Origin of the sequence: Propioniciclava sinopodophylli, from assembly GCF_004324755.1 — a bacterium.
Taxonomy (GTDB): Bacteria; Actinomycetota; Actinomycetes; order Propionibacteriales; family Propionibacteriaceae; genus Propioniciclava; species Propioniciclava sinopodophylli.
The window spans coordinates 1-23,770 of sequence record NZ_SDMQ01000003.1 but is presented as its reverse complement, the minus strand read 5'-3'; the positions used below and the strand labels follow the sequence as shown (position 1 = coordinate 23,770).

The window sequence follows — 23,770 nt, the reverse complement described above, 5'->3', positions numbered from 1 at the left end:
GCCTACAGAAGGGGGCCGATCTCGCTCTTGTCGCCGAGCGGATCGCGCCCCAAGTAGACACTCATGGTCATGGAGGCATCTGCGTGCCCCAGCTGGTCAGCGATCACGCCCACGGGCACGCCGGCCTCGGACAACAGGGTGGCTACGGTCCTGCGAAATGTGTGGGGGATTGCCCAGGTGAAGCCCGCGCCGTCCAGGACGTCGCGGACCCACTTGCCCAGGTTGCTGTCACCCGGCGGAACGTTGTTCGGCCCGTACCTCCGCAGCCCGTTCGCCAGTACGTGCTCCTCAGGGAAACCGAGGGAGAACACAAAAGGGTCGGGGTGTTTCCAGCCAAGCATCACCTGCCGACGGTGGTGCAACCGCTCGATCAACCACTGCGGGAGGTTGTTGATGCGGTCGGAGCTGGTCGTCTTCGTCCCCCGGATGCGGACACGTCCGGCGATCAGATCGACGTCCTCCCACAGCAACAGGCGCGCCTCGTTGATGCGGGCACCTGTACCGGCCATCAGCGACATCAGGTCTGCCGTCGCCGCCCATTTGCGTTGGGTCCGGAGGTTGGTCGCCGCCTGCGCCAGGGCATCGGCGTGGGTGAGGACCTCGGTGCGTTCGGCGCGGGTGAAGGCACGCTTGCGGTTCCTCACCGATTGCTTCGGGGTGGCGGTCGAGACCGCCCCGATCGTGGCGGCGAAGTTCACCCTGATTACCCCGCGACGCAGGCACAGCCCCAAGATTCCCGACAGAACTGAGCGGCTCATCTTGGCGGAGGCGTTGCCGCTGGAGTCCGCGATCCTTTGTAGAAACAGAATGATGCGCTGCGGCTCGTTGACCTGGGCGATCGTCCTGCCCCGCAATGGGGATCCCACCGCGTCGATGTGGCGGTAGTAGTGACTTCGGTACTCCCGCTTCGTGCGCTCGGAAAGGCCGCCACGCGCAGGGCGTGCCTCCGGGCGCTGGATCCAGTCCAGCCACACCGCGCCGGCATCCACGAAGGGAGTGGTGGGCGTCAGGACCGAGTCCTCCTCGGCGGCATCCTTGAGCCGGATCTCGTCCAAGGCGTCCTCGACCGCTTTGACCGCGTCGGGCTTCGTCTTGGCCCACCGGGCCACCTCGATACGGGCACCGTCTTCCGTGCAGTACTGGCACCGGGCACGCCACACGGTGGCTTTGCGACGATTCTCCACCGCAACGCGACGTCCGTTCTCGCGCCGGTAGGGCGATGCCTCGATGGGTGAGTTTGCACCGGGCTCGAGCTTGTACCTCACCATGCTCGGCAGGCTCAGGCTGTCTTGACGGCGCACATCAGACGGTCCACCTCATGGGGTTCCACCCGAATCAGCCGGGCGCCGTAGCGGAACGCGGGGAGGCGTCCGCTGGTGATCCAACGGCGCAGCGTCTTCACGGTGATGCCAGTCCGCTCCGCGGCCTGGGCGAGGGTCTCATACGTCTTGGGGTACATGTCTGTCTCCTCTCGTACCCCCACAAGCAGCGAACCGCGAGTTAAGGGACAGACAGGTATGCAGTTGTGGAGGGACGTTTGAGTTCTGCATGACGTGTCCACCGGCGCAGAGCAGCACGACACTCGCTTTCTTGAGACGCCCCAACTTCCCTTCACAGAGCAGTTACGGTGTGAAGAGATCCCACCCCCGGGACCGTTCACGGCACGCCCGACTCGACGTCGAAGTCGGCGGCTTTGGCATCCCCGGAAAGTTCACACGGATTCGCGTGGCCTTCCAAGGGGGTTTCCATGCTTGTGGAGGTCAAGGAGGCCCGATGAACAACCGCACCAAGACACTCACCAGCGCCGCAGCAGCCGCGCTGGCCCTCGGGCTGGGCGGATGCATCAACCCCACCCCTCCCACTCCGAGCCTCACGCCCATTCGGACTGTCGAGCCCAGCCCAAGCAATAGTCCCACACCCACCCTCTCCCTGTCCGCGGAGCAGCAAGCAGCCGCCGACGCCGTTGTGAAGTTCTACGAGGTGACAGATCAGATCGCCACCAACGCAGAGGTCGATCTCAACTCCCTCTACGAAGTCTCGGGCGGGGAACTGGTGCAGCAGTACCTCAAGGACTTGCAGATGATGCGGGTGCAAGGCTGGCGCCAGACGGGCCTCACCGACGTAGAGGTCACCCAAGTCACAGGGGAGTCGGCGCCGTTCAAGGTTGAGGCTTGCGTCGACACAGGCGGCATCGATGTCACCGACAAGGAAGGCAAGTCTCTCGTAGCACCGGATGCGCAGCCGCGGGTCCTGTACAGCTTCGATGTGGTGACCCTCGGCAGCCCGGTGCTGCGCGTTGTGGACCTCGGCCCGGAGTCGTGCCGGGTGTCATATGGAAGCGGACGTTCTGCCTACTGTCTCCTGGACGACGCGGACGGCTTGGCGTCAGCTCGCAGGCCACCCGGACGAGGGCGTGACGCCGGCGCAATGAGCGGCTGTCCGGTCAGCGTCCACAGCGGAGGAGCGGGTGTCACGGTCTTGCCCTCACCGCCCCGATTGGTGCGTTTCCCTGGGGAGGGTGAGTCGCAGGGTGGCGCCGGTGCCCTCCCCGTCGCTGGTGGCGGTGAGGCTGCCCCCGTGGGCTTCGGCGAGTGCTTTGGCGATGGTGAGCCCGATGCCGGATCCGCCCTTGTCGGCCTCCCTGGCGGCGTCGCCGCGGTAGAAGCGCTCGAAGATGTGCGCGAGTTGTTCGGCGGTCATGCCTTGGCCTGTGTCGGCGACGCTGATGGTCACGGCGTCCGGGGTCGAGGTTGACGTCACGTCGACTCGTCTCCCCTGGGGGGTGTGTCGGAGGGCGTTGGTGAGCAGGTTGCCGAGGATCTGGGCGACGCGCTGGGGGTCGGCTCGGACCGGCACGTCGTCGACTCGGACGGTGAGGGTGACGCCTTTGGTGTCGTAGGCGTGCCTGGCCTGACGGATCGCCGGCTCGACCAGATCGGTGAGCGGTTGCACGCTGGTCTGGAGTTCGATGCGTCCTTCTTCGGCTCGGGACACCTCGTCGAGGTCGCGGGCGAGCCGAGTGAGGCGTTGGGCTTGTTGCTCGACGACGGCTTGGGTGTTGTCGTCCCAGGTGAGGACACCGTCGGCGATCCCTTCGAGGTGGGCGTTGAGGGTGGCGATGGGGGTACGCATTTCGTGGGCCAGGTCGGACAGGAGGCGCCGGCGGGTGTTCTCGACGTCGCCGAGGCGGTCGGCCATGGTGTTGAACGTGTCGCCCATGGTGCTCAACTCGGGGCCGCCGCCCGTGACGGTGACCCGGGCGTCGTAGTCGCCACGGCTGAGCCGGCCGGCCGCCTGGGTCAGGACCTCGACGGGATGGCCGATGCGGCGGGTCAGGTACCACGAGATCCCGAGGGAGGCGGCGAGCGCGACCAGCAGCCCGACGGTGAGGGAGATCATGCTGGCGTCGGCGAAGGCGCGTTCGATGTGGACGATCTCGGGAGAGTCGGGCGGGTGGCCCGTGTCCAGGAGGTGGGCGTGGAACAGCGGTGGCCCGATGATCGCGGCGGTCAGGCCGGCGCTGGCCACGATGGCGAACAGGACGATGGCCTGGGCGACGAACAGCCTGGTGCCGAGCCGCCAGGCGCCCACAGCGTGGAACGGGCGGGTCACCCTCGTCCCATTCGGTAGCCGACGCCGCGGATGGTGGTGATGTAGCGCGGTTCGGTGGGGTCGTCGTCGAGTTTCTTGCGGAGGTTGGCGACGTGGACGTCGACGACGTGTTCGTCGCCGACCCAGGCGGTGTCCCACACGGTGTCGATGAGTTGGCGGCGGCTGAGTGCGACGCGGGGTTGGGCGGACAGGACGTCGAGGATGTCGAATTCGGTGCGGGTGAGCGCGACGGGGTGGTCGGCGATCCAGACTTCGTGGCCGGCGGCGTCGATGCGCAGGTCGCCGAACACGCGGTGTTCCTCCATTGCGGGGGTGGCGGCGGGAGGGCGGCGGGGGCGCCGCAGCACGGTCTGGACGCGGGCGACGAGTTCGCGGTTGCTGAACGGCTTGGTGAGGTAGTCGTCGGCCCCCACGGACAATCCGATGAGCCGGTCGACCTCGTCCCCGCGAGCAGTCAGGATCAGGATGTAGCAGTCCGAGAAGGTGCGGATCTGGCGGCACACCTCGATGCCGTCGAGGCCGGGCAGCCCGAGGTCGAGCACGATGACGTCGGGGTCCTCGGCCCTGGCCTGGTCGAGGGCCTCGGGGCCGGTGTGGGCCTGGCTGACCTGGTGGCCTGCCCGGGTGAGGTAGGACGCGATGACGGCGGCGAGTGCGCGTTCGTCATCGACGACCAACACCTTGGTCGGCTGTGCACCTTCGCTGTTCATGTCAGCCAGTATGGCCGCGACCCGCTGAGCACTGGTGAGCTGGGTCGGGCTCCCGGGCGGGTCTTGATGCGATCTTGAGACGATCCCGGTCGAACGGTGAGGCAACGCCGGGATGCTGAGTCAAGCCCGTGTTCGACCCGAGGCCGGCGTGCTGCCTTCGGTCTCTAGCCGGGGCCTCGTCGTGGGGCCGCACGGGGTCTTCCACAACAAGGAGTCAATTCGCGTGACGTCGTACCGTGCTGTCCGTGCCGTAGCCATGACACCCAGCCGATCCGCAGGTGAGCGCCCGCGAGGTCCTTTGCCGGGAGCTGGCCCTCGGCGTGCGGCGCCTGCTGCGCAGCGCCGTCCGACGGTGGTTGCGCTGTCCAGCCTGGGGTTGGCGGCGGCCGTGGTCGCTAGCGTGGGGGTGGTCGGTCTGGGTGCGGCCACCTCGGTGGCCGCGGTGCCGCGTCCGGACGCCGTGGGCGCCCCGCTGCCCGTGGCGGAACTGCGCGGCGTGCAGACCAGCCGCGGCGAGACTCGCGTGACCAGGCAGGGGGATGCAATGCTGCCGGAAGGCCCAGCGGTGGGCGACGCCCGCGCTGCACGCAAGGCGGTGGCGGAGCGGCAGGCTGAACTGGAAGCCACGGCGGAGGCGATCGACCGGGAGACGCAGCGGCTCTCCGATGTCGCTGCGCAGCAACGGCAGCTGGCTGCGCGGGAGGCTGAGCGGGCGAAGGCGGCCGAGGCTGCTTCGAAGGCCTTCGTGTGGCCCACCGCGGGTGGGGTGTCCAGCGGGTTCGGGTACCGCGTCCACCCGATCCTGAAGAAGCGCAAGCTGCACAACGGCGCCGACATCGGCGGGGCCTGCGGGCAGCCGATCGTGGCGGTCCGCGCCGGCGTCGTCACACGGGCGGAGCGATCAGGGTCGAATGGTGGGGCCGGCCACAATGTCCGGATCGATCACGGCCCGGTCGGCGGCGCCGAACTGGAGACGGCCTACCTGCACATGGGCGACGTGGCGGTGAAGGTCGGCCAGCGGGTCGAGACCGGGCAACGGTTGGGCACGGTGGGCTCGACGGGTCTGTCGACGGCCTGCCACCTCCATCTCAGCCTCTACAAGGACGGCGCGGGCAGCGACCCGCTCGCCTACCTCACGAAGTAGTCGCGATCTTGACCGAACCTGAACCTGCGCCACACGGCGACTCCACAGCAGGCGGCCACAGTGGCAGGACGTCAGGAGAGGGGATTGCTATGGGCTGGGGCATGTGGGTCCTCATGCTCGTCGGCATGGCCGGCTTCTGGGCGGTGGTCCTGATGGGCATCCGGGCGCTGTTCCTGGCGGGCGGGAACACGCCGGCGCAGGGATTCCGCGATGCACCCGAGAACGACGCCACCGCCGGGCGCTCGCAGCCTCGGGCTTCGGCCGAGCCGCCGGCCCGGACCGACTCCTCCTCAACGTCTCGAATAGCTCCCATCGAAAGGCACCCATGACTGGCATGTCCCGACGCACGCTCCTGCTCGGCGGACTCGGCCTCGGCGCCGCCGCCCTGACGGGCTGCACCTCCGCGCCGGCCGCCGGCCCCGTCCCCTCCGCGTCTGGCCCGATGCCGACGCTCCCGCCGGCCACCCCGAGACCCGGGCAACGGATCGTCGAGCAGGTCTTGACCGCCAAGCCTGTGACCCTCGACCTCGGCGGACCCACCGTCCCTACCTGGGCTTACGGCGACACCGCGCCCGGTCCGCTCGTGAGGGCTACCGCGGGTGACTTCCTCCGGATACGTCTTGACAACCAGTTGCCCGCGGACACCACCATCCACTGGCACGGGATCCGGCTGCACAACAAGGCCGACGGTGTCCCCGGCATGACGCAGGACCCGGTCCCGGCCGGCGGGTCGTTCACCTACGAGTTCACCGCTCCGGATCCCGGCACGTACTTCTTCCACCCGCACGTCGGCGTTCAACTCGACCGCGGCCTGTACGCCCCCCTGATCGTCGACGACCCGAACGAGCCGGGAGCCTACGACGCCGAGTGGGTGGTCGTCCTCGACGACTGGGTCGACGGCACCGGCCGCACCCCCGACGACGTCCTCGCGAAGCTGATCGCCGACGGGGGCCCTGCCCCCAGCGGCGGCATGGGCGGCATGGGTGGGATGGGGGGCATGGACCACGGCGGTCACGGTGGCGGCAACGCTCCGCAACCGTGGGGGGATGCCGGCGACGTCACCTACCCCTACTTCCTGATCAACGGACGCGTCCCCACCGCACCCGCCACGTTCGAGGCCAAGCCGGGCCAGCGCGTCAGGATCCGGCTGATCAACGCGGCGTCCGACACGATCTTCACGGTCGCGCTCGGCGGCCACCGCCTGACGGTGACCCACGGCGACGGCTTCCCCGTGGAACCGCGGGAGGTCGACGCCCTCTACCTCGGGATGGGCGAGCGCTACGACGCCCTCGTCACCCTCGACGACGGCGTGTTCCCCCTGGTGGCTCGTCCGTTCGGCAAGACCGAGGGCGGCCAGGGCTTGGCCCTGGTCACGACCGGTTCGGGTCAGGCCCCCGGCCCCGACGTGTCGCCCGCCGAACTGGCCGGGCGCATCCTGCTGGCCACCGACCTGCGTCCCCACGAGTCGGTGAGGCTGCCTTCACGATCGCCGGACGCCACCGCGCACATGTCGTTGGAGGGGTCGATGAGCCCGTACCGGTGGGGCATCAACGGGGCCCCGTTCGGGCAGAACCAGCCGCTCACCGTGCGTGAGGGGCAACGGCTGCGGCTCAACGTGATGAACATGACGATGATGACCCACCCCCTGCATCTGCACGGGCACACGTTCGCGCTGCCGACAGGGCTACGGAAGGACACGGTGCTGTTGGCGCCGATGCAGTCGATGGCGCTCGAGCTGGACGCCGACAACGTCGGCGACTGGATGGTCCACTGCCACAACATCTACCACGCCGAGGCCGGGATGATGATCGGCCTGCTCTACCGCGGCTGAGCGGGAACGTTGACGCGACCTTGACGGTTCCCACAACCAGACCCGACCTTCGTCGACCAGCCTCGTTGGTGTAACGATCCGACCGACGCCAAGGAGTCCCTGCCATGAATCACGACCACACCGACCATCGCGCCATCCCGCCGGCCGGCAGCGACCCGTACGACCGGTTCGCCGCCGACCCGTTCGCGCCGACCACCCCGGCACCGCCCGTTGGGCAGCCGGCCCCTACGGCCCAGCCCGTGCGGCACCGGTGGTGGATGCACCTGCTGATGTGCGCCCCGATGCTGGCTGTCGTCGGATTCCTCGTCGCCACCGGGGCGGCGGGCGGCGGCGCCATCGGCTACGCCCTGCTGTGCATGGCGATGATGGGCGCGATGATGCTGTTCATGAACCAGGGCTCCGCTGGAGGCCACAAGCATTGACCCCGGCACCCCCACGCCCGTCCGCCCTGACAGGAGAATGTGATGAACCTGAACTCCACCGCCGAGTCGGTCGTGCTGCACGTGGGTGGCCTGCACTGGGCCACCACCGCCCACGGCGTCGAACAGACCCTCCTGACCCGGCCAGGCGTGCTGGCGGTCGACGCGAACGCGATCTCGCAGACGGCGACCGTCACGTTCGACCCGACGCGGACCGACGTCGCCGAACTTCAGGGCTGGGTGCGCGAGTGTGGCTACCACTGTGCCGGCGAGTCACAGCCCACCCACGTGTGCGTTCCCCGCATCGAACCGGCAGGTCATCCCGGCGGGCACGCAGCCCCGGACGCCCACGCGCGGCACGGCGGCCCCGGAACCACGGTGCCGCACGGTCATGGGGGGCACGACCAGGCGGCGAGCCACGCCGCGGGGGTGGTGATCTCGCCGCATGACGCGATGGGTCATGGCGGTCATGGGGGGATGTCGATGGACGCCATGGTCGCCGACATGCGCAACCGGTTCCTGGTCGCGGCGGTGCTGTCGGTGCCGATCACGTTGTTCTCCCCGATGGGACGCGACATGCTCGGCTTCGGGCTGCCGGCGCCGTTCGGTTTGCGGGACGAGGTGTTCGCCCTGGTGTTGTCGCTGCCGGTGGTGTTCTACGCGGGCTGGATCTTCTTCGACGGGGCTTTCCGCGCCCTGCGGAACCGGACGCTGGACATGATGGTGCTGGTCGCGATCGCGATCGGCGCCGGGTGGCTGTACAGCCTGTACGTCACGCTCACCGGTGGTGGCGAGGTGTTCTTCGAGGCGGCCGCGGTGCTGACCACGTTCGTCTTGTTGGGGCACTGGTTCGAGATGCGGGCCCGCGGCGGCGCGAACGACGCCATCCGGGCGTTGCTGGACCTGGCGCCGCCGATGGCGACGGTGATTCGTGACGGGGTCGAGGCCGACGTGCCCACCAGCGAGGTGCTGGTCGGCGACCTGGTGCTGGTCCGTCCCGGCGCGAAGGTGCCCGTCGACGGCGTCGTCCGGGAGGGCCGTTCCGAGGTGGACGAGTCGATGGTGACCGGGGAGTCCTTGCCGGTCGACAAGACGGTCGGTTCAGCGGTGGTGGGGGCGTCGATCAACACCACGGGGACGCTGCGGGTGGAGGCCACCAAGGTGGGCGCGGACAGCGCCCTGGCGCAGATCGTCGCGCTGGTGCAGCAGGCGCAGAACTCGAAGGCCCCCGGCCAGCGGCTCGCGGACCGGGCGGCGTTCTGGCTGGTGCTGGTGGCCATCATCGGAGGAGGGCTCACGTTCGGGGCCTGGCTGCTGGCCGGCGCGTCGGTCCAGACGGCGATGCTGTTCGCGATCACGGTGGTGGTCATCACCTGCCCCGACGCCCTCGGCCTGGCGACGCCGACCGCGATCATGGTCGGCACCGGTCTGGGCGCCAAGCGAGGGGTGTTGTTCAAGAACGCCACCGCCCTGGAGACCTCCGCGAAGGTCAACACGGTGGTGATGGACAAGACCGGCACGCTCACCAAGGGCGAACCCGAGGTGACCCAGGTCATCGCCGTCGGGGGCGACCCCCACCTCGACCTGGTCGCGGCGGTGGAGCGCGAATCCGAACACCCGCTCGCGGCCGCCGTGGTCACCCATGCCGACGCGCTCGGCGTCGCGACCCGTAAGGCTGCCGAGTTTCGCAACGTGCCCGGCCACGGCGCCAGCGCCGTCGTGGACGGGCAGGAGGTTGCGGTGGGGAACCGGCGGCTCATGGAGTCCCTCGGTGTCGACCTGTCGGCGGCGGGGCCGATCCGCGACCGGGTCGCCGCCCAGGGCCAGACCGCCGTGTTCGGAGCGGTGGACGGCCGCATCGTGGCGGTCATCGGGTTGGCGGACGCCCCCCGCGAGACCTCCGCCCGGGCGGTCGCGGCGTTGCACGACCAGGGCGTGCAGGTGGTGATGCTGACCGGCGACAATCAGGCGACCGCGGAGCGGATCGCCGCCCAGCTGGGGATCGACACGGTGATCGCGGACGTGCTGCCCGGCGACAAGGCCGCCCATGTGGCCGATCTACAACGCCAGGGGCGGGTGGTGGCGATGGTCGGTGATGGTGTCAACGACGCCCCTGCTCTGGCCCAGGCTGACGTGGGGGTCGCGATCGGGGCGGGCACCGATGTGGCGATCGAGACGGCCGACCTGGTCCTCATGCGGTCGGACCCCCTCGACGTGCCGACCGCCCTGACCATCGGCCGTGGCACGCTGCGGAAGATGCGGCAGAACCTGGGCTGGGCGGTCGGTTACAACGTGGTCGCCCTGCCGATCGCGGCCGGCGTGTTTGCCGGCGTCGGGCTGACCCTACGGCCAGAGATCGCTGCGCTGTCGATGTCCGGTTCGAGCCTGATCGTCGCTGTCAACGCCCTGCTGCTGAAGCGGTTGCGGCTTCCTGACGAGTCCCACCGCCGACCAGGCACCCCGGCCGCGCAGGCTGCGTCGGGATCTTGACGCGACCTTGATCCGATCCTGCCGATCCGGACACGAGACCCGCCTAACCTGACACCAGAAGCGGTACCCCTGGGGGGTATCAGGACAGGGGTGAGGTGGTTGTGATGAGTTGGCTCGTCATCGGCGGCGCGGTGGTCGTCACCGGGTTGTTGTGGTGGTTCTTCTTCGGTCCGAAGCGGGCCGGACAGGTGAGCCTGGAGGACGGCGTCCAGGTGGTGCGGGTCACCGTGGACGGTGGCTACAGCCCGGACGTGATCGAGGGCGTCCGCCCGGGCGTACCGGTCAGGCTGCTGTTCGACCGGCAGGAGAGCGGTGAGTGCACCTCGCGGGTGGTCATGCCCGACTTCAAGGTCAACGCAGCGCTGCCGGCGTTCCGGACCACGGCGGTCGAGTTCCTTCCCACCGAAACGGGGGAGTACCGGTTCGCGTGCGGGATGAACATGGTGTCCGGGGTGGTCCGGGTCAGCGGGAGCCCCCCGGCCGATACCCAGGGCGGCGGCACCGTGGTGGAGCAGGCCTCCCGGCCGGTGGACGGAACGACCGCGGCCGGCGGCACCGCCCCCGACGCGGAGGCGGAGGAGGCTGAGCGTGCCGCCGAGATCCGCGACTTGACCCGCCGCCTGCTGGTGGGTGCGGTGCTGTCGGCGCCGGTGCTGGTCGCGGTGATGGCGGTGGAGTTGTTCCAGGCGATGTGGGTTCCCGAGTTCCTGATGAACCCGTGGCTACAGCTGGCGTTGATCGCTCCGGTGATGTTCTATACCGGCTGGCCGATCCACCGGACCGGCTGGAAGGCGCTGTCGCACCGGACCGCCGACATGAACTCGCTCATCACGCTCGGCACGTTTGCCGCCTTCGGCTACAGCCTGGTGGTCACGTTCCTGCCCTGGCTGCTGCCCGACGCGTTGCGGCACGTGTACTACGAGGCCGTCGGGGTGATCATCACCCTCATCCTGCTCGGGCGGCTGCTCGAGACGAAAGCGAAGGCCGGCACCGGTGAGGCAATCCGCGCTCTGATCGGGCTGCAGCCCCGCACCGCCCGGGTTGAGCGCGACGGTGCCGAACTCGAGGTCGGCGTTGATGAGGTGCGGGTCGGAGACATCGTGCTGATCCGGCCCGGGGAGAAGCTCCCGGTCGACGGCGAGGTGACCAGCGGCTCCTCCTCGATCGATGAGTCGATGGTGACCGGCGAGTCCATGCCGGTGACCAAGTCCGTCGGTGACACCGTGATCGGCGCCACTATCAACACCACCGGCGCCCTGCGCTACCGGGCCACCAAGGTCGGCGCCGACACGATGCTGGCCCAGATCATCAAGCTGGTCCGCGAAGCCCAGGGCTCCAAGGCGCCCATCCAGCGGCTCGCCGACCAGGTGTCCAGCTACTTCGTGCCCGCGGTGATCGTGATCGCGGTGTGGACCTTCGTCGCGTGGGTGCTGGTCGGCCCGCCGCCGGTGTTCATCTTCGCGCTCGTCGCCGCGGTGTCGGTGCTGATCATCGCCTGCCCGTGCGCCCTGGGGCTGGCCACTCCCATGTCGATCACCGTCGGCACGGGCAAGGGCGCCGCGCACGGCATCCTGATCCGCTCCGCCGAAGCCTTGGAGACCGCCCACAAGTTGCAGACGATCATCCTCGACAAGACCGGCACCCTGACCCGCGGCGTCCCGGCCCTCACCGACGTCATCCCCGTGACCGACGGAGGTGAGGACCGCCTCCTGGCCGCTGTCGCCGGGGTCGAGCGTGCCTCCGAGCACCCGCTGGCGGCCGCGATCGTGGCCGGGGCGACCGAGCGCGGGCTCGCTGTGCCCGAGGTCGACGGGTTCGAGTCCGTCACCGGCCAAGGGGTGATGGCGCGGGTCGACGGGCTGCGCGTGCTGGTCGGCAATCGCCGGCTGCTGGACGCGTTCGGGGTGGACGCGGCCGTCCTGCTCGCCGCCCACGACCGGCTGGCCGCCGAAGGCAAGACCGCGATGCTGGTCGCGGTCGACGGACACCCCGCCGGCGTCGTTGCTGTAGCCGACACCCTCAAGGAAGGCGCCCCGGCGGCGGTCGCAGCCCTCCAGGCCCGCGGCATCGAGGTCGTGATGATGACCGGTGACAACCGGCACACCGCCGCCGCGATCGCCCGCCAGGTCGGCATCACCCGCGTCGTCGCCGAGGTGATGCCCGACCACAAGGCCGCCGAGGTCCGGCGCCTGCAGGCCGACGGCAAGGTGGTCGGCATGGTCGGCGACGGCATCAACGACGCCCCCGCCCTCGCCCAGGCCGACGTCGGGTCGGCGATCGGGACCGGCACCGACGTCGCGATCGAGTCCTCCGACATCACGTTGGTCTCGGGGGCACTGGTGGGCATAGTGACCGCCGTCGACCTGTCCCGGGCCACCATGCGCAACATCAAGCAGAACCTGGTGTTCGCGTTCCTGTACAACATCCTGGGCATCCCGATCGCCGCCGGCGTGCTCTATCCGGCGTTCGGGATCACCCTCAGCCCGATCATCGCCGCCGCCGCGATGGCACTGTCGTCGCTGTCGGTGGTCGCCAACGCGAACCGGCTCCGCCGGTTCACCCCCCGTCCACTGGCTGCCACCACCCAGGTGGCCGGCGTCGATCCGCTCGTCGAGGTGGGCGGCAGCGTCGAAGCCTCACACCACACCCAACGAAAGGAAACCACCATGTTCGGCCTGTTCGGCAAGAAGAAGGACACCACCGCCAAGGTCGTCGACCCGGTCTGCGGCATGAAGATTGATCCGACCGACGCGGCCGCCACCCGCGACCACGACGGCCCCACGATCTACTTCTGCTCCAAGGGCTGCGCCGAAACCTTCGACGCGGACCCGCACCGTTACGCGCATGGACCCTCCGGCGCCGGCCACCACTGACCCGGGCGCTTCCGCCCCTGCAGCCCACGGGAGTGCGTCGGCCTCACGGACCCGACGTGCCCTGCTGGGCCGGCTGCGGCGCATCGAGGGGCAGGTCCGCGGGATCGCCCGGATGGTCGACGGCGACGCCGACTGCATCGAGATCCTCACCCAGGTGGCCGCAGTCACCCACGCCCTCGAAGCCGCAGCCCTGATGCTGGTCGACCAACACCTCCGCGACTGCCTGCAGCGGGGGGCAGCCACCACCGTGGCCGACGAGCAGACCGAACAGGTGGAGCAGGCCCTCCGGGCCGTCGAACGGCTGCTCCGCACTTGAAGCTGGTCCTGCGTGTGAAAAGGGCGGGTGGGTCGCGAACGCGACCCCCCGCCCTTGCGCGTCACGCCTCCGTCGGGCCGCCCGCGGGGGCAGGGCCTCGATCAGGCTGTGCCGACCGGTCGGCCGCCCGGCAGGTCATACCACTCCTGCAGCCAGTCCTGCATCTGGGCGATCTCTGCCAGTTGGGCGTCTCGGATGTCGCTGCACAGGGTCAGCAGTTCGTCGTGCTCGGCGTTCGCCAGGCACTTCTCGGCCTCCCGGATCGCACCCCGGTGGTGGCGGATCATCGACCGCAGGAACGCGACCTCGAACTCCTCGCCGTCTAGGTCGTGGAACCGGTGCATCGACTGCATCCCAGTCATGTCCGGCTCGTGGGAGATGCCGTACCAGTCCTCCAGCCACTGCTGCATGGTCGCGATCTCGGCCGACTGGGTGGCCACGATCGACTCACACGTCGCTGCGAGCTCGTCGTGGACCGCCTTCTCGACGCACATCTCGGCCATCATCACCGCCATGTGGTGGTGGTCGATCATCCCGGTCAGGAAGTCGACCTCGAACCGGGCCGCCTGATCGGACGCCGCCGGTGCGCTCGCCTGCGCCGGTGGTGCGGCCGCCACCGCCACCCCGGTCAGGGCGCCGGTCGCCAACAGGGCCGCAGTCAAGCCGGACGCCACCCGTCGGGTCAGGTTCGTGTGTTCCATCATGCCTCCCTTGGTTGTTCGCCTCAGGTGTGAGGATGGGCATCGACGCTACCCACCGGGGTTTCGCGGCGTCGAGCCCCGGATCGGGGTTCTTGGCCGAATCTTGAGGTTTTCGCCAGGCACCCCCGCCCAGTTTCATCGGCTTCTTGACGTGATCTTGGCTGCCGCTCAGGGGGCCCTTGACCCCGGCCCGCGACAGTAGGAGCCGGCGTGCCACGCGGGTGCGTCGCTTGATGGAGGAGTCTCGCCGTGTGGCCGGTGTTGTTCTCAGTGTTCGGAATCCAGATCCAGTCGTACGGGGTGAGCAAGGCCCTCGCGGCGCTGGTCGCCGCGTGGCTGCTCGGCCGGGCCTTCCGCCGGCTCGGCTTCCCGGTGGAGCAGGCGCACTCGCTGGTCCTGTGGGCGGCGGTGTGGGGGTTCGTGGCCGCCAAGGTGTACTTCCTGATCGACAACCGCGCCCAGTTCAGCTGGCACCTGCTCGGTAGCTCCGGGTTCGTCTGGTACGGCGGACTGATCGGCGGCATCCTCACCGTCGTCGTCCTGACCCGCCGCTACCAGCTGCCGATGGCCACCGTGGCCGGCGCGACCGCGATCCCCCTGTCGGTGGCGTACGGGATCGGCAGGATCGGCTGCTTCCTGGCGGGCGATGGCACCTACGGCACGCCGACCGACCTGCCCTGGGGGATGGCCTTCCCGAACGGCGTCGTGCCCGTGACCGTCCCGGTTCACCCCGCCCAGTTGTACGAGGCTGCCGGCGCGTTCGCGATCGCCGCCGTGCTCTGGCTGCTCGCCCGCCGCTGGCTGCCGCTGTCAGTGTTCGGCGGCTACCTCGCCCTCAGCGGAGCCGCGCGACTGCTGGTCGAGATCGTCCGGGTCAACGACCGCGTCCTGCTCGGCCTCACCGAAGCGCAACTGTTCGGCCTGCTCAGCATCATCGCCGGCGTCATGCTGATCGCGGTCGACCGCCGGCAGCGGACCCCCGAGCCCGCCGCCGCACACCCGGTCGAGCCGGCGCGCGTGTGATTCGCTCGGTGGACTGGCCTCGCCGGCGATGACGACCCTGCGGACCGCACGGGACGCGGCGTGGGCCCGGCAGCGGTGGCCGCGTCAGTGGGCACCGCTGGTCGCGGCGGGGGCGGCGGGTGCGGCGGGGTTGGTGACGGGCACGGGTGTCGCACCGCTGGGCTGGTGGCTCGCCCCACCGGTTGGCGTCATGGTGCTCACCGTCGCCGTGCACCGGAGCACGTCGCTCCGGGCTGCGGCTGCCGTGGGGCTGGCCTACGGCCTTGGCCTGTCCGGACCAACCCTGGGCTGGATGGCCGCCATCCACCCGGCCGCCCTGGTAGGGCTGCTGTTGCTCTCCTCCAGCTGGTCTGCGGTCACGGCCGTGCTGGTCCGCGCCGCCGGCCGGAGCCGCGGCTGGCCCGTACTGGCAGCCCTGGCCTGGTTGGGCGTGGAGTTCCTCGCCGCCCGCGTCCCGTTCGGCGGCTTCGGCTGGCTGCGGCTCGGCTACACCCAGATCGACTCGCCCCTGGCCGGGCTGTACCCCTTCATCGGGGTGGCCGGCGTCAGCTTCTCCGTGGTCCTCACGGGACAGCTGGGCGCCTGGATCCTGCTGGGGCCCTCCAGGTGGCGCCTGGCCTGGTCCGCGGCGTGGCTGGTCGTCGTCACCGGCGCCGCCACCGCCGGTACCGTGACCCCGACCCCGCCCCCTGACGGCGTCGTCACCGCGGGCTGGGTCCAGGGTGGCGCACCCGGCGGCGGCGTCTACGGCCTCGGCCCGCCTCGTACCATCACCACCAACCAGGCACGGGCCACCCGCGAACTGGCCGCCGCGATCGACGCCGGCCGCCTGCCGGCCCCCGACTTCGTCGTGTGGCCCGAGAACGCCACCGACCTCGACCCCGACACCGACCAGCGCACCGGCCAGCTCGTCGAGCAGTCCGTCGCGGCCGTGGGGCGTCCCGTGCTGGTCGGCGCCATCCTCGACGGTCCCGGACCCCGCCAGCGGCGAACCGCCGCCCAATGGCGCGAACCCGACGGCCGGATCGGGCCCACCTATCAGAAACGCTCGATCGTCCCGTTCGGCGAATGGATCCCGTTCCGAGACGTGCTGCTGCCGCTGATCCCTGCCCTGCGCTACGTCGGCGCCCAGTCCGTGGCCGGCACTGATCCGGGTCTTCTCGACGTACAGCTCCCCGACGGACGCTCGATCAGCCTTGGCGTGCTGGCCTGCTTCGACGTCGCCTTCGACCCCGTCGTGCACGACCTCGCCACCGCGCAGGCCGTCATCGTGCAAAGCAACAACGCCATGTACCAGGGCACCGCCCAGATCGAGCAACAGTTCGCCATCACCCGGGCCCGGGCAGCGGAACTGCGCCGCGACACCCTCGTCGTCACCACCAGCGGCATCACCGGACTCATCGATCCCACCGGTCGGGTCACCATGAAGGTCACCGAACCGGGTCCCGCCGTTGGAGTGGTGCAACTCGGCCTGCGCACCGGGACCACCACCGCCAGCTGGCTCGCCACCCCCCTGGAGGTCACCGCGACCGTGGCCGCCGCGCTCTGGATCACGGCGCTCACGCTGACGCCTTCGCCGCGCAGGCGCTTTCATCCCTTGGTCGGATCTTGACCAGAGCCGGGCCGACACCACACCGACGTCACGCACCCTCGACGGTATGGACACCAGCCTGACCGACCCCCCGGCATCTACTCTGGCCGCCGACAGCGTCACCGCGGCCACCCCGTGGCGGGCCCGCGCCGCCGGGGCGTGGGCGGCCACCCGAGCCACGTTCGGGGCCCTGCTCGGGCTCGCACCGCATGTCCTGCACCACGTCGGGTTCCTCGCCGGCGCCGCCCTCCTGACCGGCGTCGTGGGCAACACGGTGCTCTACGCAGCCGGGATGCTGCTCAGCATCCCGATGCTCAACCGCCTCCGGAAACGGTTCGGCACCTGGAAGGCGCCAGCGCTGGGGGCGATCGCCTTCACCAGCCTGTTCACACTGTCCGCGTTCGTGATCGGGCCCGCCCTCAACCCGACACCCGTCGCACCCCAGCCCGCGGCGACCACTGGCCCCACCGGCCAGCCGCTGGAGGAACACGACGGGCACCACCCAGACACGAACCAGACCAGATCTTGACCCGGCCTTGACCTCCGGCTCATGCGCTGGCTGCCACGCTGGACGATCGTGACCACACCTCGCCTCGTCCCTCCGGTGGCCACCCCATGAGCGGGGGTCACCATCACCACCACGGGCATGATGGGGTGGACGCCGACGTGCGCGTCTCCCGGACGGCCCGCTCGCGACACTAGTGCTGTTGGCCGTCGTGGCGGCGATCACCATGGCGGGCTTGGTGTGGTTGTGGCCCACGGAACGGGTGTTGCCGGAGGGTTCGGTGCTGACGACCGAGGGGATCGTGCCCGTGCGCGGGCAGATCACCGCGATCGAGCCGTGCCCGGCGGCCCCGGACGCCCCGCCGACCGGGCCGGACGCCGGCGTCCAACACGCCTGCCTCGTCGCCCAGGTCGAACTCGACCGCCGGGCGGGCGAACTCGTGGACGTGGAGCTGGTGGGAGTGACCGCGTGGAGCGGCCTGCAGCCCGGCGACGGCGTCCACGTGGCCGAGGTCGGCGCCACCGAGGGGGTGCCCGGGGGATGGTCGTTGATCACGGTCGACCGGATCCCGGTCCTGGCGATCTTCACGATCCTGTTCGTGGTGGCGGTGCTGGTCGTCGCCGGCCGGAAGGGCTTCTTCGGGCTGCTGGGGCTGGTGGTGTCCGGGGTGGTGCTGTTCGGCTTCCTGATCCCGGCCCTCACGTCGGGACAGCCGGCTGTGTGGGTTGCGATCGTGGGGGCGACCGCCATCATGTTCGTGGTGCTCTATCTGGCCCATGGGGTGTCGTGGCGGACCACGTCAGCGTTCGTCGGCACCTGGTTGAGCCTGTTGGTGACCACCGGCCTCGGCGCGCTGGGCGTCTCGATGGCCCGGCTGAGCGGCATCTCCAGTGAGGAGACCCTCGCGCTGACCAACCTGCTCAGTGACCTCGACTTCCCTGACATCCTCACCTGTGGTCTGGTGATCGCGGGCCTGGGCGTGCTGAACGACGTGACGATCACGCAGGCGTCGTCGGTGTGGGAGGTCCGGGCCGCCGGGCCGCACCTGAGCCGGGGGCAGTTGTTCGCCTCGGGGATGCGGATCGGCCGCGACCACATCGCTTCGACGATCTACACCATCGTGTTCGCGTACGCCGGCGCCGCGTTGTCGCTGTTGCTGCTGTTGTCGTTGTACGAGCAGCCCCTGAACCTGTTGTTGTCGACCGAGCAGTTCTCCGAGGAGATCATCCGCACCCTCGGCAGCGGCATCGGCCTCGTGCTGAGCGTTCCCCTCACCACCGGCGTGGCCGCCCTCACCGTTGCCGGCGCGGCCGCAGCCGGCGGTGGGTCGGGTCGGGACGTCGCCGACTCCGGCACCAAAGCCCGACGCCCCCGGCGAGCGATCTAGGTCAAGGTTTGGCCAAGCTTCGCGTCGCAACCTTGAAAGACGGCGGGTGCCCCACTTCCCTCGGGGGTGCGGCCGATTGTCTGCGAGAAACAGGAGAACAATGAGAGCAACACCGAAGTGGGTCACGATCGTGATGGGCGTCGTGGTAGCGGCAACCATGCTGGGGGCGTGCTCGGCCACGCCGGCGGCCACTCCCAGCCCAGCCTTGACGACGGCAGGGTCAGCGAACCCGGACAGTGCGGCCGTCCACAACGAGGCAGACACGGCGTTCGCGCAGATGATGATCGTGCACCACCAGGGTGCGATCGAGATGGCCGACCTCGCCGCCCAGCAGGCCCAGAGCGCGGACGTCAAGGCGCTGGCCGAACGCATCTCGGCCGCCCAGGGCCCCGAGATCGACACCATGAGCGGCTGGCTTGCCGCGTGGGGCGAGGATCCGATGCCGGCCGAGAGTGACATGCCCGGGATGGACCACTCGGGCATGGACATGGACGGGAGAAGCCAGGAAGAGGTGATGGCCGAGCTGCGAGGCTTATCGGGCGCCGACTTCGACAGGCAGTTTCTCACCTCGATGATCGCCCACCATCAAGGAGCGATCGAGATGGCCCAGACCCAACTCGCCGACGGCCGGGACCCGCAAGCCATCGAGCTGGCGCAGAAGATCATCGCCGACCAGGAAGCAGAGATCGAGGAGATGCAGGGATTGCTCGCATCAGCGTAGGAACCCGACCGTGGCGAGGGGCCGGCAGGTGCTGCCGGCCCCTCGCCCTCGGACGACCGCACATGCTGTTCTCAGGCCAGACGAGATCTTGAGGCTGCCTTGACCGGTCCCCCCGGTGAGGGGAACCACCATGGTCGTCGTGAACACGACGAACAACACTTGGGCCCGGGTCGGCCACCAGACCGCCCGGGCTGCGTCGCCCATGGTCACCCTGGTAACCGCCGAGGCCTGCCACCTCTGTGAGGACGCCCACACGGAACTCCTGAACCGCGCGACCCAAGGGCAGCTACTGCTCGACCAGGTGGACGCCGAATCACCGCAGGGCCAGAAGCTCCTCCATCAACACCGCCCGGCCATGTTCCCCCTCGTGCTGCTCGACGGCGCGTTCCTCAGCGCCGGACGCCTCCCGCGCCGCAAGCTCGACCGCGCCCTCGCGGCACGGAAGGCCTCGTGATGGGCTCGGAACTCCTGGCAACTGGCAGCATCCTGGCCGCCTTCTTCGCGGGCACGGTGGCACTGTTCGCACCCTGCTGCATCGTCTTCCTCGCCCCGTCGTACCTGGCTGCTGCGGTCAAGAACAACCGGTGGCGCCTCCTCCCGCTGACCTTCGTCTTCGCGGCAGGCCTGGCGCTCGTCCTGGTCCCGATCACGCTCGGGGTGAGTCTGCTGGCCGGTGCGATCGCCAAGTACCACGTGATCCTGTACTGGGCCGGTGGCCTGCTCATGATCGGCCTCGGCCTGCTGGCCCTCAGCGGCCGGATGTGGTCCATGCCGTCGATGCTGCGCGCCCCCGACACCACCCGCGGCGACACGGCGACCTTCTTCAGCCTCGGCGTGTTCTCAGGGATCGCGTCCAGCTGCTGCGCCCCCGTCCTGGCAGGCGTGATGACCCTGTCCGCTCTCTCCGGCAACCCGCTTGGCGGCCTGGTCCTCGGGCTGGCTTTCGTGTTCGGCATGGTCATCCCGCTGCTGGTCATGGCACTCGTGTGGGACGCCGCCCGCCTCAACGAACGACGCTGGGGCCGGGCGAAGCCCATCAGGGTGACCGTCGCCGGCCGCACGCTGCACACCAACAGCGTGAACCTGCTCGTCGCGGTCGCCTTCGTCATCATGGGCGTCTGGGTCATCACCCTCGCTGGCACGGCGACGATGACCGGGTCGGGCACCTGGGTCCAGCTCGCCGCCGGCGACTGGGTCACCCAAGCCGCGCAGGCCGTCCTCGGCTGGCTTGCCCCGGTCCCTGAGCCCGTCCTCGGCCTCGCCTTGTTGGGGCTGGCCGGGGTGTTCGTGTGGACCACGCTCCGCGACCGCCGCCGCGACGCGCGCCAGGGAGCCGAAGAGCACGCCGACGCCGACCCCACCCTGCCGCACTGCCACAGCACGACCGACGCCGACCACCCGATCGCCGACCACGACACCGCGAGGAACTGACGACCATGCCCAGCAACCAGCGCACCACCATCAGCCGCCGGCAACAGCTCCGAGACCAACGGGCACGAGAATCAGCCAAGGAGACCAAGCGTCGCCGCCTGTTCAGAATCGCGACCGGGCTGCTGACCACGCTCGTCGTCGCCCTCGTGGGGTTCGGCCTGTGGAGCGCCCGCCCCGTCGAGGGTGGCCCGTCCGGCCAGGCGCCCGCGTTCACCCTGCCGACGACCGCGGGCACCACCGTGTCCCTGGCCGACTACCGCGGCCAGCCCGTGCTTCTCTACTTCAACGAGGGCGCCGGCTGCGGCTCCTGCACCCAGCAGATGGCCCTCATCGAGCAGGAGCCGGGCTTCGCCGCAGCCGGCATCACCGTGCTCCCCATCGTGATGAACACCGCCGCCCAGATCCAACCCGACCTGGACCGCTTCGGCGTCACCACCCCCTACCTGCTCGACGACGGCACGGTCTCGAAGGCCTACGACACCCTCGACAAGGGCATGCACCCCGGCCTGCCCGGGCACGGCTTCGTCCTGATCGACGCCGACGGCAACAAGCTCTGGCACGGCAACTACCCCTCCATGTGGCTCGACCCCGCCGAACTCCTGCACGAAGCCACCAGCCGCCTGTGAACGGGCGCGAACGCTGCGCCGCCGACCTTGTAGCGATCTTGACCGACCGCAGACGGGCCGCACGCCGTTCACGCACCACCCTGGCCCTAAGGCCAGCTCAAGAAGGGAACCAATGATGATGTGGGGAGACAACAGCGGCTGGGGGATGTGGTTGGGAATGGGGATCAGCACGCTCATCCTCGTCGTCCTGATCGCTCTGTTGGTGTGGTCCATCAGCAGGATCGGCCGCGTCGAGGCGCCCCGGCCCCAGCGCGAGCGGCCGACCGCGTTGGAGCTGCTGGACGAACGCCTCGCTCGCGGGGAGATCGAACCCGACGACTACCAGCAGCGCCGACGGATCCTCAACGACCAACGCTGAACCCTGCCGGGGGGGGCGCCGACCCGCCCCCCTGCATGCCACGAACTACCCAAGGAGCGCACCGTGACGAGGACTACGATCAGGAGAGTCAGCACCTTCGGGGTGAGCGGTCTGACCTGCCCGGACTGCCTCGTCCTGCTCATGGAGCGCGTCCGACAACAGCCCGGGGTTCGGGAGGTGACCGTCGACCTTGAGCCTGCGGGTGAATCGTCCCTCACGATCGCCCCCGCGGAAGCCGTGAGCGCCGAGGAAATCCGAGCCCTGGTCGACGAGATCGGCTTCGACTACATCGCCCGCCGCAGTCACCGCCGGCCCCCCGTGGACAGGACGCTCGCTCGTGGTCTCCCCTGATCCACAGCAAAGCTGGCGGACCCGAGCTCACGCACCTGCCCTGAGGCCCGCCCTGGACAGAGCACCAGCATGAGCGCCGACCACGCCCACGCGTCGCAGGGCACCCATCGCAGCAAGCTCACGATCGTGGTCGGGATCACTGCCCCGTCGGCGTGAGGAATTGCATGGTCAACACCTACCGGATCGCGCGAGCTCTGGCTGCCATGCCGCCCCCGCGTCGTCGACAAGTGCGTTGGCACCTTCCGCCTCACAGTCTTCGGGCGGTTCAGCGCTCGATCGCCAGCCGCCCTAGACCTGCTGCCAGCGCCGCTGCGGTGGGGGCCATGTAACGCCGTTCGAACGTGGTGCCCAGCGCCTGTACCGGGACACTGGCCAGTCCTGCCACAGCCAGGACTCCGAGCAGGCCCCGTTCTGCTCGGGACACCTCCCCGGCGATCCCCGCACCACGCGCCACCAGTACCGCCACCGGCAGAAGACTGCACATGCTCACGGCGGCAACCCGTCGCCCTTCGACCGGATCCGTCACCCGACCCCCGCTGACAGCGGTGTGTGGCAGGCGGCCTGAGAGAACCGCCGCGTGGGTCGCCATCGTGACCGTCAACCCACCGACTGCGAGTGGGACGGCCAGGCCGAGCGGGACCATCTCACACAAGGACCGAACGGCCAGCATGGCGCGACCTTTCCAGATCAAGGAGACCGGCAGAGACGGGGTCAGTTAACACCCGATGAACGCGTGGCAACCCGTATCGGATGATGTCCGACTCTCGGCAAGATCGAACGCACCCGGCGCGGCAGATGCGCGAGTTGATCCGCGCCTGTCAGTACGTGCTTGCGAGGTGTTCAGCGGCCAGGCGGGGTGAGCTGAGCACCGGAGCGGTCAGGTCCTGCAGCAGGGGCTCTGCGGCGGCCATGCTGGCCTGGGCGAGGACAACGACGCTGGCGTCCGCTGCCGCGTGACGTGCGGCCTGGGAGATGACGTCGAGGTAACCGTCCTGGTCGCCTGCCTCGAACAGCTCCCACGCGCCCTCAGCCGTGATCAGCGTGAGGGCGACGTCCTGCCCGGCGGCGCGGGCCTCGTGCTCGAGCAGGTGACGGGTCGGTTCGAGCGTCGACGCCAGGGCTGCGACGACAACGATCCGGGGCCCGGAGCGGACCGCCTGGGCTGCCATCGGGCGGTCGACCCTGAACACGGGGACGCCCAGGGCGTTCTCCTCCGCGATGTCGCCGATGGTCGAGCAGGTACAGCACACGACCGAAGCGCCCCGGTCCCGAAGCCGGTCGAGGTGCTCGCGGACGCAGCCCGTGACGAACTGCGGACCTCGCTGGCGGGCGTCGCTCAGAAGTGACTCGTCGACCACGTGCACCCGCTGTGCGTCCGGGCGAAGACGGGCAAGGAGCGCATCGAAGGTCGCCACATGAACCGGCGAGGTGTGCAGGAACCCGTACGACGTCATAGACGAATCCTGCCCAAGAGCAGGGCCTCCCAGGGCAGCAGTCTCAGCACACCCACTGCACCCTGACGAACGGACAGCGGCATTTCCGGATGTTCGAGGTTGGTGGCCAACCACCCAATTCGTCCCTGCGAGTCCCGCCGAGCTACTTCGCGAGGAGATGGTCCAAGTGTCGGCGGACTGCGGGCCAGTCACCGTCGGTGATCGAATACTGCGCCGTGTCGGTCACT

The 23,770-nt window shown here is 69.6% G+C and carries 22 protein-coding genes; 16 read left to right on the top strand and 6 right to left on the bottom strand.

All coding sequences use genetic code 11. The annotated features are described in order from the left end of the window. Positions 1 to 2: 2 nt before the first annotated feature. The 4 genes from ET989_RS04060 to ET989_RS04045 form a co-directional block, all read right to left on the bottom strand. The gene (locus ET989_RS04060; protein ID WP_131167287.1) at positions 3 to 1,268 is read right to left on the bottom strand and encodes a tyrosine-type recombinase/integrase; all 1,266 of its coding nucleotides are present in this window, start codon (positions 1,266 to 1,268) and stop codon (positions 3 to 5) included. Positions 1,269 to 1,279: 11 nt separating this feature from the next. Beyond that, complete coding sequence (locus ET989_RS04055; protein ID WP_131167286.1) at positions 1,280 to 1,459, bottom strand: helix-turn-helix domain-containing protein; 180 nt, start codon at positions 1,457 to 1,459, stop codon at positions 1,280 to 1,282. A gap of 1,025 nt (positions 1,460 to 2,484) precedes the next feature. Continuing rightward, on the bottom strand, positions 2,485 to 3,612 hold the full coding sequence (locus tag ET989_RS04050) for a sensor histidine kinase (RefSeq protein WP_241656205.1): 1,128 nt from the start codon (positions 3,610 to 3,612) through the stop codon (positions 2,485 to 2,487). Continuing rightward, positions 3,609 to 4,322, bottom strand: coding sequence for a response regulator transcription factor (locus ET989_RS04045; protein WP_131167285.1), 714 nt, complete (start codon positions 4,320 to 4,322; stop codon positions 3,609 to 3,611). Before ET989_RS04045 ends, ET989_RS04050 begins: the two co-directional genes overlap by 4 nt. A 352-nt stretch (positions 4,323 to 4,674) precedes the next feature. Between ET989_RS04045 and ET989_RS04040 the strand changes: the two genes are divergently transcribed. From ET989_RS04040 to ET989_RS04015, 6 genes are all read left to right on the top strand, one after another. Then, positions 4,675 to 5,466, top strand: a complete 792-nt coding sequence (locus ET989_RS04040; RefSeq protein WP_165490023.1) for a M23 family metallopeptidase — start codon at positions 4,675 to 4,677, stop codon at positions 5,464 to 5,466. 325 nt (positions 5,467 to 5,791) lie between these two features. Beyond that, the gene (locus ET989_RS04035) at positions 5,792 to 7,297 is read left to right on the top strand and encodes a multicopper oxidase family protein (RefSeq protein ID WP_131167283.1); all 1,506 of its coding nucleotides are present in this window, start codon (positions 5,792 to 5,794) and stop codon (positions 7,295 to 7,297) included. A gap of 104 nt (positions 7,298 to 7,401) precedes the next feature. Beyond that, complete coding sequence (locus tag ET989_RS04030; RefSeq protein WP_131167282.1) at positions 7,402 to 7,719, top strand: hypothetical protein; 318 nt, start codon at positions 7,402 to 7,404, stop codon at positions 7,717 to 7,719. Positions 7,720 to 7,761: 42 nt separating this feature from the next. Further along, on the top strand, positions 7,762 to 10,206 hold the full coding sequence (locus ET989_RS04025) for a heavy metal translocating P-type ATPase (protein ID WP_131167281.1): 2,445 nt from the start codon (positions 7,762 to 7,764) through the stop codon (positions 10,204 to 10,206). 104 nt (positions 10,207 to 10,310) lie between these two features. Further along, a complete protein-coding gene (locus ET989_RS04020; RefSeq protein WP_131167280.1) occupies positions 10,311 to 13,079 on the top strand; it encodes a heavy metal translocating P-type ATPase in 2,769 nt (922 codons plus the stop codon). Continuing rightward, a complete protein-coding gene (locus ET989_RS04015) occupies positions 13,051 to 13,395 on the top strand; it encodes a metal-sensitive transcriptional regulator (RefSeq protein WP_129459419.1) in 345 nt (114 codons plus the stop codon). The genes ET989_RS04020 and ET989_RS04015 overlap by 29 nt, the downstream gene beginning before the upstream one ends. 101 nt (positions 13,396 to 13,496) lie before the next feature. On the opposite strand, the gene ET989_RS04010 is transcribed toward ET989_RS04015, so the two are convergent. Beyond that, positions 13,497 to 14,096 carry a DUF305 domain-containing protein gene (locus tag ET989_RS04010; protein ID WP_165490022.1) on the bottom strand — a complete coding sequence of 200 codons (600 nt, stop codon included), beginning with the start codon at positions 14,094 to 14,096 and terminating at the stop codon, positions 13,497 to 13,499. A 249-nt stretch (positions 14,097 to 14,345) separates the two neighbouring features. Between ET989_RS04010 and ET989_RS04005 the strand changes: the two genes are divergently transcribed. From ET989_RS04005 to ET989_RS03960, 10 genes are all read left to right on the top strand, one after another. Continuing rightward, positions 14,346 to 15,119, top strand: a complete 774-nt coding sequence (locus ET989_RS04005; protein WP_131167278.1) for a prolipoprotein diacylglyceryl transferase — start codon at positions 14,346 to 14,348, stop codon at positions 15,117 to 15,119. A 28-nt stretch (positions 15,120 to 15,147) separates the two neighbouring features. Next, entirely contained in the window at positions 15,148 to 16,731 is a 1,584-nt protein-coding gene (gene lnt, locus ET989_RS04000) for an apolipoprotein N-acyltransferase (protein ID WP_131167277.1), read from the top strand. A 46-nt stretch (positions 16,732 to 16,777) separates the two neighbouring features. Continuing rightward, complete coding sequence (locus ET989_RS15130; RefSeq protein WP_051208216.1) at positions 16,778 to 17,239, top strand: hypothetical protein; 462 nt, start codon at positions 16,778 to 16,780, stop codon at positions 17,237 to 17,239. 187 nt (positions 17,240 to 17,426) lie between these two features. Continuing rightward, positions 17,427 to 18,602 (top strand): YibE/F family protein, encoded by a 1,176-nt coding sequence (locus ET989_RS03990; RefSeq protein ID WP_241656212.1) that lies wholly within the window; start codon positions 17,427 to 17,429, stop codon positions 18,600 to 18,602. Positions 18,603 to 18,735: 133 nt separating this feature from the next. Beyond that, entirely contained in the window at positions 18,736 to 19,323 is a 588-nt protein-coding gene (locus tag ET989_RS03985; RefSeq protein WP_131167469.1) for a DUF305 domain-containing protein, read from the top strand. A 139-nt stretch (positions 19,324 to 19,462) separates the two neighbouring features. Further along, positions 19,463 to 19,777: a glutaredoxin family protein gene (locus tag ET989_RS03980; RefSeq protein WP_241656204.1), complete on the top strand. Its 315-nt coding sequence runs from the start codon at positions 19,463 to 19,465 to the stop codon at positions 19,775 to 19,777. After that, positions 19,777 to 20,754 carry a cytochrome c biogenesis CcdA family protein gene (locus ET989_RS03975; RefSeq protein WP_129459426.1) on the top strand — a complete coding sequence of 326 codons (978 nt, stop codon included), beginning with the start codon at positions 19,777 to 19,779 and terminating at the stop codon, positions 20,752 to 20,754. Before ET989_RS03980 ends, ET989_RS03975 begins: the two co-directional genes overlap by 1 nt. Before the next feature lie 5 nt (positions 20,755 to 20,759). Continuing rightward, entirely contained in the window at positions 20,760 to 21,380 is a 621-nt protein-coding gene (locus ET989_RS03970) for a peroxiredoxin family protein (RefSeq protein ID WP_131167275.1), read from the top strand. 112 nt (positions 21,381 to 21,492) lie between these two features. Then, entirely contained in the window at positions 21,493 to 21,738 is a 246-nt protein-coding gene (locus ET989_RS03965; RefSeq protein ID WP_206080019.1) for an SHOCT domain-containing protein, read from the top strand. Between the two features lie 63 nt (positions 21,739 to 21,801). Next, positions 21,802 to 22,089, top strand: coding sequence for a heavy-metal-associated domain-containing protein (locus tag ET989_RS03960; RefSeq protein ID WP_131167274.1), 288 nt, complete (start codon positions 21,802 to 21,804; stop codon positions 22,087 to 22,089). Positions 22,090 to 22,907: 818 nt separating this feature from the next. Here ET989_RS03960 and ET989_RS03955 read toward each other — a convergent pair. Then, positions 22,908 to 23,543 (bottom strand): aspartate/glutamate racemase family protein, encoded by a 636-nt coding sequence (locus ET989_RS03955; RefSeq protein WP_131167273.1) that lies wholly within the window; start codon positions 23,541 to 23,543, stop codon positions 22,908 to 22,910. Positions 23,544 to 23,770: the final 227 nt, after the last annotated feature.